This window comes from Cytobacillus sp. S13-E01 (assembly GCF_029193815.1).
GTDB lineage: Bacteria > Bacillota > Bacilli > Bacillales > Bacillaceae_L > Bacillus_BV.
The window spans coordinates 1-9,579 of record NZ_JARFVC010000060.1 but is presented as its reverse complement, the minus strand read 5'-3'; the positions used below and the strand labels follow the sequence as shown (position 1 = coordinate 9,579).

The window sequence follows — 9,579 nt, the reverse complement described above, 5'->3', positions numbered from 1 at the left end:
TTTTATACTCCCTCATTAAAGTAAGGTTTTTCTCTTGTTTTCTCTGTTTTTCTCAGTATTTCAAATTTCAATAAGACTGCACTTTAATGGACTAACAGAACTTTATTTGTATTTTAGAGGAGGAGGACATAGTTAAATAAACCCTCTTCTTCTATTTTTTTACAAAAAAGGATAATATCTAGAAATATGGTCGCTATTGGATCCCACAATGTTCATGGCGGCACACCCTCCCATTTCTCACGGCGTCATATGAAAAATATGCGCATACATTCCTTCGTTCTGCCTATCCATGAAGTGGGGTCGGCGATGCTTTCTTGCGGGGTCATTGCCCAATAGTATAAATGCTTGCCGACTGCTCCTAGCTTCTGTTGTAAGTCTTCTTCAAATTGAAACAACTTTAAAATACTTCGACTACTAAGTGAATAAAAAATGAGAATTAAATATTGTCATCGATACTACTGTTTATGTTATATAAATCTTCGACTATTTTCTGCACCTAACTTCTTTTTGATCACTTTACCCTATCCTTTTAAGCAGCTTCTTGCATACTAAAATGAGGAATATCTTGTAACATTTTAGCTGGTTCAAACTCAATTTGTTTCTTTCCAATCGTAAATAAAATACGAATTAATTTACAACATATAGCGATGATAGACTGCTTCTTTTTTAATGGATTTTCATTTCGTGTAATAAAGTACTGATGTAGTGCCTTAAATGCAGGATTTTGAGCTACAAGAGGCAACACGACTTTAAACAATAGTGCCCTTAATTTAGGACGCCCTCGTTTAGTAATAATTGTTTGCCCTTTCCACTTTCCTGATGTAGCTAGTTTTAAGTTTAATCCTGCTAACTTAACAATTTGGTCGGGATGTGAGTACTTTTGTAAATCACCGACTTCTGCAAAAAAGGAGGCTACTGTAACTTGTCCAATACCTTTAATATCTCCCATCTCTCTCGCCCCTGGAACATCTTGTATGATGTTCTCTACTTCACTCCAGACGCTCTCTAATTGTTCTGAAAGAAGATCGTATTGGTCTAGTAAGCTTTTTAATTTTAACCTAGCTAGACTTCGCCCCTCTTTAATGCCTACTGAACGAAGGGCAACGTTTTTCAACTGAACAACCTTCTTTATTCCCACACCTTTTTTAACTTCTTTACGAATTTCAGCTAGAATTTCCAAGTCTTCACGCTCTAATAACTCATCAGGAAAAAGTCCCATTCTTAGAACTTGTAGAGAAGCTTTTCCATCCCACTTCCCAAAGACCGTTAAATATTCAGGAAAGAAACGGTCGAGCCATTGGTGAACTATATTTTTCACAGCTGTTAGGTCCTGTACCAATTGGTTATATAGGTTCATACCTTCACGTAAATCCGAGTATATACCTTCCGGTAAATTGGGCTCCGAATATCTTCCGCCCTCAATAAGTCTAGAGATAACTCTAGCATCCTTGAAATCATTCTTAGTAGGAGAATTGTCATCTAACTCCTTTGTTTGCTTAACATGAGCTGGATTAACTACAACCACCTTTTTTCCTTTTTCTTTTAGCCAATAAGCCAACGGAAGCCAATAATGTCCAGTAGGTTCCATCCCAATGATGACATCTTCCTTAGACTGTTTAGCTTTGATTTGATTTAACCAGTTTATGAAACCTTCAAAACCCTCATATGTGTTTAAAAATGTATGAGCTTTTCCAAATTGTATACCTCTATAATCTTGTGCTCTTGCGACATGCTTATGTTTAGCAATGTCAACCCCTATAATTAAGGTTTTTTCTGTAAGTTGCAGAATCTTGTCATTTTGTTTATACTTCATTTTATGTCCTCCTTTGGTTATTAAATGTCCTTTGCGCTGATCAGCTTGGACACTTTGTATCATACCAAGGAGGCTTATTTTATTCAAATCTCATTTTGCTTTAATACAGGAATGCTTTCTTATCTTTTAATAAAAAGGACATCCGTTTGACGAATGCCCCTTTGATAGTTTACTTAAACAAAAAAAGTCATATATACCAACCCAATTAAAATAAAAAGACCACAAAGTCCAAACAGAACCTTAGCTAACGTTTCCATACTATCCCACCTTACCCTATGCCTGCACCGATGACGTATGACAAACCAATTGAAATGATCATTGATATAAAACCCACTGCACGGTTGTCTTTTGCAATTTCATCATCGATTTTAAATTTTGGTGTTAAGAATTCAAATACGAAATAACCGATAAGTAATAAAATAAATCCGAACAGACCCCAACTTATCATCGTAAAAAGCGAGTCATGGTTATCTATAGAGTAACGGAAAATATTGGCTATTCCAAATATTTTTCCTCCTGTTGCCATTGCGACTGCAATATTACCTTTTTGAATTTCATCCCAATTCCTATACTTTGTTACAAGTTCAAAGACAGATAAGAAAACAATGATACAAAGAATAACAACACTGTAATAGGCTGCCGTCTGGATATATTCATTCTCCCAAAAATCATTCATGTTATTACTCTCCCCATTATTTAAATGCTACCACTGTGACTCCACTTCCACCTTCTCCTACTTCCCCTAAACGAGTTGATTTGACAGATCTATGATTTTTCAAATATTCTTGCACTCCCGAACGCAGGACACCTGTGCCTTTCCCATGAATTATTGATACCTGAGGATATCCAGCTAACAGTGCATCATCAATATATTTTTCAACTCTTACTAATGCATTCTCAAAACGTTCCCCTCGAAGATCAAGCTCTAGGCTAACATGGTAATCTTTTCCTTTTATTGTCGCAAGCGGCTTTGTTTCTACTGGTTTCGGACGACTGATATATTCTAAGTCTCCCTCGTTGACCTTCATTTTCATGATACCTATCTGAACCTGCCACTCTTTTTTGCCGATCCTATCAAGCAAGTGACCCTTTTGATTAAAGCTGATTACTTTTACTTCATCGCCAGATCTAAAGTCTTGATTTTCTTTTCTCTTTTGCACTTCTTGTTTTTTCTTTACTAAAGTTGGTGTAGCACCCTCTAATCGCTTTTTCGCATCAATCAGTTCATGTTCTTTTACTAAAGCATTCTGGTCTGTTCTCATTTTCCGAAGTTCACGAATAACTTCCTCAGCTTCAAGTTTAGCTTTATCTACGGTGTCAACTGCTTTTTGCTGGGCTTTTTCATATAATTTATCACGTTTGTCATTAAACTCTATGATTTGTTGCTGAAGCTCTTTATGAAGTTGCTCAGCATCTTTTCTAATTTCCTCAGCTTCAGTTAGCTCTGCCTCTGCTTCTTTTTTACTCTCCTCTAATGATGCTATCATATTCTCAACTGTGTTGCTTTCAGTACTTACATGTTCTTTTGCTCTACTAATGACATCATCTTTAAGGCCTAGCCGTTTCGATATTTCAAAAGCATTACTTCTACCGGGAACCCCAATTAACAATTTATAGGTTGGACTTAAGGTTTCTATATCAAATTCAACACTCGCATTGATTACCCCTTCACGGTTATAGCCATAAGCTTTTAGTTCGGGATAATGGGTTGTAGCAATCACCCGAGCACCACGGTTATAAACTTCATCTAGAATGGAGATAGCAAGCGCTGCCCCTTCTTGTGGATCTGTACCCGCTCCTAATTCATCAAACAGTACTAAGCTATTCGAATCTACTTTATTTAATATTTCAACGATGTTAACCATATGAGAAGAAAATGTACTTAAGCTTTGCTCAATTGATTGCTCATCACCAATGTCAGCATATACATTTTCAAATACAGCCATTTCAGAACCATCAAGTGCCGGAATTTGTAAACCTGATTGTGCCATGAGTGTAAATAACCCGAGTGTCTTGAGTGTAACTGTTTTACCACCTGTATTGGGTCCTGTAATTACGATTGAAGTAAATTCCTTACCTAGTTCAATATCATTTGGAACAACTTCAGATGGGCTGATTAAGGGATGACGCGCTTTAAAAATACGTACATAGCCATTATTGTTCATTATTGGTTTTGATGCTTTAGTCTTTTGACTATAAGCTGCCTTTGTAAACATAAAATCTAGATCAGCAAGGACTTCAACATTCTGAAGTAGGTCTTCTCCAACTTCAGCTACTTCCCCTGTTAATTCAAAAAGAATTCTTTCTATTTCCTGTTTTTCTTTTACGCGAGCTTCCTGGAGCGTATTGTTTAGATCAACTACTGATTGTGGTTCAATAAACACAGTAGCTCCAGATGAAGACTGATCATGGACAATCCCGCCATATGTTCCGCGGTACTCTTGTTTTACAGGAATCACATATCGATCATTTCTAATCGTAATAATTGCATCAGATAGTGTCTTTTGTGCAGAAGATGATCGAATAATATTTTCTAGCTTTTCACGAATTCTTGATTCACTACTTCTCAATTGCTGACGAATCGTCCGAAGCTTGTCACTTGCACCATCCATGACAACTCCATTATCATCAATGCAATGTTTAATGGATTGCTCTACTTCATACAAAGGAAGAATTTGATCGACATAACTCTTCAAGATAGGAATATCAATGTCATCCTCAACCATACCTTCGATAAATTTTTTTATTTGTCTTCCTCCGTAAATTGTACTCGCTATATCTAGTAACTCTATTGAGCTCAGCATGCTTCCAATTATTGCCCTCTTAACACTTGGGCGGATATCAGTTATTCCTCCAAGTGGTACATTCCCTTTTAAGCGTAATACCTTTGTTGCTTCATCTGTTTGTTCTTGCATATAAACAACTTCTTCATAATTGGTAGAGGGTATTAAATTCTCTACTTTTTGTTTCCCTAGTGAGGAAGCTGCATGTTTAATAAGTTGCTCTTTCACTTTTCCAAATTCTAGTACCTTTAAAACACGCTGTTGCATGTGAATATACCCCCGTTTAGATCTATTTGTTTAGGGTTATCTTAATTTTAGCTTTCCTTGAAAACATAATAGACTATACTTTTCTTTTTGTTAAAAATGTTACTAATTCATCTAACTCCCATGTATTAATCACATTTTCTTTACTAACCCATCCTTTTCTTGCAGTTGCTACACCAATTGGCATATCTTCTAGCATAACCATATTATGAGCATCCGTGTTAATCGCGATTTTAACGCCCGCCTCGTGTGCTTGTTTAATATAATGTGCAGAAAGGTCTAGACGATTCGGATTTGCATTAAGTTCTAGCGCGGTGTTGGTTTCTTGTGCTAGTTGAATCAGCATGTCAATATCAACATCATAGCCCTCACGTTTCCCGATCAGTCTGCCAGTCGGGTGTGCAATAATATCTACATGTACATTAGTTAATGCTCTTTTTAAACGTTCCATGATCTTTTCCCTAGGCTGAGAAAAGCTAGAGTGAATGGATGCAATCACAATGTCCATACTCTCAAGTAGGGTGTCATCATAGTCAAACGTTCCATCAGGTAAAATATCCATTTCAACACCCGCTAATATTTTAAAATCGTCATACAATTCATTAAGACGATCTATTTCTTTTCTCTGCTCTTTTAATCGCTCAGGTGTTAATCCATTTGCAACTCTTAAGTATTGTGAGTGATCAGTAATTGCTATATATTTATAGCCCTTCTTCCTACATGCATCTGCCATCTCCTCTATAGAAAAAGCTCCATCACTCCAAGTTGAGTGCATATGGATATCTCCTTTTATATCTTCTAATTTAACCAAATCTATATCGCTTGTAAAAAGCTCTACCTCAGTGCCGTCTTCTCTTATTTCTGGTGGTATAAATGGTAAGCCAAAATGGTTAAAAAATTGCTCTTCGGAATCAAAAGTAGTTATTTCCCCTGTTTCTAACGTTTCAACACCATACTCACTAATTTTTTCACCACGCTCTTTTGCTAATTGGCGCATTCGAACATTGTGTTCTTTACTACCTGTAAAATGATGAAGTGTCGTAATGAATTCCTCAGGCTTAACAAGACGAAAATCTACAGACACATCATAATGATAGTGAAGCTGTACAGATACTTTTGTATCTCCACTCGCAATGATTTCTGTTAGCCTATTTAATTGTAAAAGCTGATCACGCACTAGTTCTGGTTCTGTTGTTGCAATAATATAATCTAAATCTTTAACAGTTTCTCTCATTCTTCTAAGACTTCCAGCACGTGAAAACCTTGTAATTCGTTTCATCACAGAAAGAGCGTACTCAATTTCCTCAGCTAGCGGCAATATCATTGAAAGTGGTAAGCGTTCTGGTCTTTTTCCGCTTTCAGCAATTGCAACTAATATCTTCTCTTCTGTCTTTTTACCAAAACCTGCTAGGTTACGAACTTTTTCTTGCTCGCAGGCTTGTCTTAACGATTCGATATCTTCTATACCAAGCTCCTGATAAAGTTTTGCGATCTTTTTCCCGCCAAGCCCTTGTAATTTGAGAAGAGGGATTAATCCAGAAGGAACTTCTTTTTTTAATTCTTCTAATACTGAACAAGCACTTGTCGCTATATATTCTGTTATGATAGAGGCTGTTCCTTTACCGATACCAGGAAGTTTCGTAAAATCTTCAATTGCCAAAAGGCTTCGATCATCTGTTTCAAGTGCCAAAGCGGCTTTTCTAAAAGCTGATATTTTAAAAGAATTCTCACCCTTTAATTCCATATATATAGCAATTGTTTCTAATAATTTTACAACATCTTTTTTATTTAATTCCATTTACGATTACACCTACCCCATTTTCTACGATTGACTACTAAAAATGATACATATTTTTAACTATAATGTACAATATAATGCGAAAAGCGTAGGGCGCCCGCTCCTGAAGAACGTCGACAAAAACCCTCCACGTCATGTGGCGCCTGGAGCTAGACGTAGATAGACAAAAGACACGAAGTTATACACAACCTTACAATTTTATAAATTCCTTAATAATAAAAAAACTCCTCCTTATACAGAGAAGTTACATTGCCATACGTTCAATCCACAAATCCTTTATTTTACCAGAGAAAATAGGTGTATGCTGTACAATTGTTTTTGCCATAAAGGAATCTTGAATAGAAGCTTGTAGGGCTTCTACAGGTAGTAGTGCACCAACATATAAAAGGATAAAAGCAATTAAATAAATTTCAACAAACCCTAATACCCCACCTGCCCAACCATTTATTTGCTTTAGTATAGGTAAATGGGCAAGAAAATCTAGCATCGATCCGATGATATGTAAAATGATTTTAGTACCGAAAAATAAAATAGCAAAAGCAATCGCACGGTAATAGGCTGACTCGAGATTAGTACTTTCAAATAAGAAGGTAATAGTCTCATTCTCACCTAATGTTAAATACGGGACCCATAGCTTTAAAGCAGGAGCTAGCTCCCCTGAATACATGTACGCAATAATAAATGCAACGATGAAACCTGTAAGGTGAATGATTTGTAAGATAAAACCTCTTTTTAAACCGATAAAAAATCCCATTAGAAGTATAATAATTAAGATAAGATCAAGCATACGTGTTTCAATCCTTTTCCTTATTTACTTGTTGTTCATGTTTTTCATACTGTTCTTTTAATTTTAAATAATCATTTACTGTATTTACAGCGGTTAGAACCGCAAGCTTATTACTATCCAAGTAAGGATTTTTTGCACTAATTTCTCTCATTTTGGCATCTACAAGCGAGGCAACTAGTCGAACATGACTTGTCGATTCAGTTCCCACAATTGAATATTGCTGCCCATATATATCTACTGTTGTTCTTGTTTTTTCCAGTTGTGACAAGTTATTGCCCCCATTCATCAGAATCCTATTCATTATGATAACACGAACAATCCACTTATGGAAAGATATCTCAATAAGAGTTATGATAGATAAAGGAAACTTCCCTCATTTATTTGGATGTATTTTCGTAACCTAGCAGTGTCTAGTTACCTTTTATGAGCAATTTTCCCTACTCAAATGTCTAATAATATCGGGTTCTGCACCCCATTCTATGCATAAAATAAGTATTTTCAATATAGGAGTGGTTTTTTGTCAAATGCAGTTATTAAGGTCCAATCAAGTGTAATTGAAAAAATGAAGCAACACTATTCATCTAGTTTAACAAATAAAATTCCGCCGGGTGGTTTATTTGTTGCAAAATTATCAAATTGTACAGTTACAGCATATAAATCTGGAAAAGTCCTGTTTCAAGGTAGTGATTCTATATTAGAATCATCGAAATGGAGCACCCAAACGAAAGGGGATAAGGTAACTAAATCGTCTGCTAAGCCTAAACCCCAAACAATCTATTCACCACCAGACAATATTGCAACATTATCGATTATCGGTTCAGATGAAGTAGGAACCGGAGATTATTTTGGTCCAATGACAGTAGTTGCAGCATATGTCTCAAAGCAAAACCTTTCTCTACTCCGGGAGCTGGGTGTAAAGGATTCTAAAAACTTAACGGATACACAGATTGCCGTAATAGCAAAACAGGTAATTAAAGCTATCCCTTATAGTCTTTTAATTTTGCATAATGAAAAGTATAATGACCTACAAGAAAGTGGAATGTCTCAAGGGAAAATTAAGGCCCTTTTACATAACCAGGCGCTAATCAATGTTCTGGAAAAAATTAAACCTGAAAAACCAGATGGGATTTTAATAGATCAGTTTGCTGAACCAGGTGTGTACTATCGGTATTTAGCCGGTCAAAGTGTCCCAAATGAAAATGTTTATTTCAGTACAAAGGCTGAAGGTGTCCATTTGGCTGTTGCAGCTGCATCGATTGTTGCTAGATACGCTTTTGTAAAAGAGTTTGAAAAACTAAGCGTTAGGGCTGGCATTGACATTCCAAAAGGTGCAGGCTCAAAGGTGGATCTTGCTGCTGCTACGCTAATTAAGAAACATGGTGTAGCAGCTCTACGATCATTCACAAAGCTCCATTTTGCAAATACAGATAAGGCAAAGGCTCTTGTTAAAAAGTAAATCGAGTAGAGTGAACGAATCAGAAGATTGATTCGTTCGACCCTCTCACACCACCGTACGTACGGACCCGTATACGGCGGTTCAATAATTTGAGTGTACAAACTGGTATTTTGCGGATATATCCATATATCCGAGTTGTACCAGTTTTCTATCTGTTAAAGACCTATGAAGGATATAACTGGCAGAAATCCTCCAGTAACCCTTTCGGGTATTTGACCATTCATAGGCTTTTTGCTTTTCGATACCTAGTTGAATGAGATTCCTACGTTTGGTTCGTGGGTTTTTCCACTGTTTCCAAATGTATTGTCTGATTCGTCGTTTCAACCAACCATTCAAATCATTCATAAAGCTTTTCATTTCACCAATGCCGTAGTAGTTTATCCACCCTGTCATTAGCTGCTTGATTTGTTTGAAGAGGACTTCAATGCTCTTCCCTCTGCTCCGCTTTGTTATTTTCTTCAACTTTTGCTTCACGGTAGACTTAGCCTTATGATGTGGTCGGATTTTGACACCGTTTCTAGTTGCCAGTAGGCAAAAACCCAGGAACTTTCGTTTCAGTGGACTTCCTACCGCACTTTTCTCACGATTCACGGTTAATTTCAGTTCACCCTCTAGGAAATTGATTGAGTTCTCCATCACTCGATAACCTGCCCGTCTACTTTTGACGTAAATATTGCA

8 protein-coding genes are annotated in these 9,579 nt (G+C 36.6%); 1 reads left to right on the top strand and 7 read right to left on the bottom strand.

What is annotated here, in order from left to right:
• Positions 1–529 precede the first annotated feature (529 nt).
• From PY093_RS20800 to zapA, 6 genes are all read right to left on the bottom strand, one after another.
• Positions 530–1,813, bottom strand: a complete 1,284-nt coding sequence (locus PY093_RS20800) for an IS110 family RNA-guided transposase (protein ID WP_275645258.1) — start codon at positions 1,811–1,813, stop codon at positions 530–532.
• A gap of 268 nt (positions 1,814–2,081) precedes the next feature.
• The gene (locus tag PY093_RS20795) at positions 2,082–2,489 is read right to left on the bottom strand and encodes a DUF350 domain-containing protein (protein WP_275647669.1); all 408 of its coding nucleotides are present in this window, start codon (positions 2,487–2,489) and stop codon (positions 2,082–2,084) included.
• A gap of 16 nt (positions 2,490–2,505) precedes the next feature.
• The gene (locus PY093_RS20790; protein ID WP_275647668.1) at positions 2,506–4,863 is read right to left on the bottom strand and encodes an endonuclease MutS2; all 2,358 of its coding nucleotides are present in this window, start codon (positions 4,861–4,863) and stop codon (positions 2,506–2,508) included.
• 73 nt (positions 4,864–4,936) lie between these two features.
• Complete coding sequence (gene polX, locus PY093_RS20785) at positions 4,937–6,658, bottom strand: DNA polymerase/3'-5' exonuclease PolX (RefSeq protein WP_275647667.1); 1,722 nt, start codon at positions 6,656–6,658, stop codon at positions 4,937–4,939.
• A 244-nt stretch (positions 6,659–6,902) separates the two neighbouring features.
• Positions 6,903–7,445, bottom strand: coding sequence for a CvpA family protein (locus PY093_RS20780; protein ID WP_275647666.1), 543 nt, complete (start codon positions 7,443–7,445; stop codon positions 6,903–6,905).
• A 7-nt stretch (positions 7,446–7,452) separates the two neighbouring features.
• The gene (gene zapA, locus PY093_RS20775) at positions 7,453–7,713 is read right to left on the bottom strand and encodes a cell division protein ZapA (RefSeq protein WP_275647665.1); all 261 of its coding nucleotides are present in this window, start codon (positions 7,711–7,713) and stop codon (positions 7,453–7,455) included.
• 249 nt (positions 7,714–7,962) lie between these two features.
• On the opposite strand from zapA, the gene rnhC reads away from it, so the two are divergent.
• On the top strand, positions 7,963–8,901 hold the full coding sequence (rnhC, locus tag PY093_RS20770; protein WP_275647664.1) for a ribonuclease HIII: 939 nt from the start codon (positions 7,963–7,965) through the stop codon (positions 8,899–8,901).
• Positions 8,902–8,982: 81 nt separating this feature from the next.
• Here rnhC and PY093_RS20765 read toward each other — a convergent pair.
• Positions 8,983–9,579: group II intron maturase-specific domain-containing protein (locus PY093_RS20765; protein ID WP_275644170.1), on the bottom strand; the 597-nt coding region annotated here is incomplete at its 5' end.

Coding starts and splice junctions, on each gene's coding strand:
- polX (WP_275647667.1), bottom strand. CDS start 6,658: ATGGAATTAAATAAAAAAGATGTTGTAAAATTATTAGAAACAATTGCT.
- PY093_RS20800 (WP_275645258.1), bottom strand. CDS start 1,813: ATGAAGTATAAACAAAATGACAAGATTCTGCAACTTACAGAAAAAACC.
- PY093_RS20790 (WP_275647668.1), bottom strand. CDS start 4,863: ATGCAACAGCGTGTTTTAAAGGTACTAGAATTTGGAAAAGTGAAAGAG.
- PY093_RS20795 (WP_275647669.1), bottom strand. CDS start 2,489: ATGAATGATTTTTGGGAGAATGAATATATCCAGACGGCAGCCTATTAC.
- PY093_RS20780 (WP_275647666.1), bottom strand. CDS start 7,445: ATGCTTGATCTTATCTTAATTATTATACTTCTAATGGGATTTTTTATC.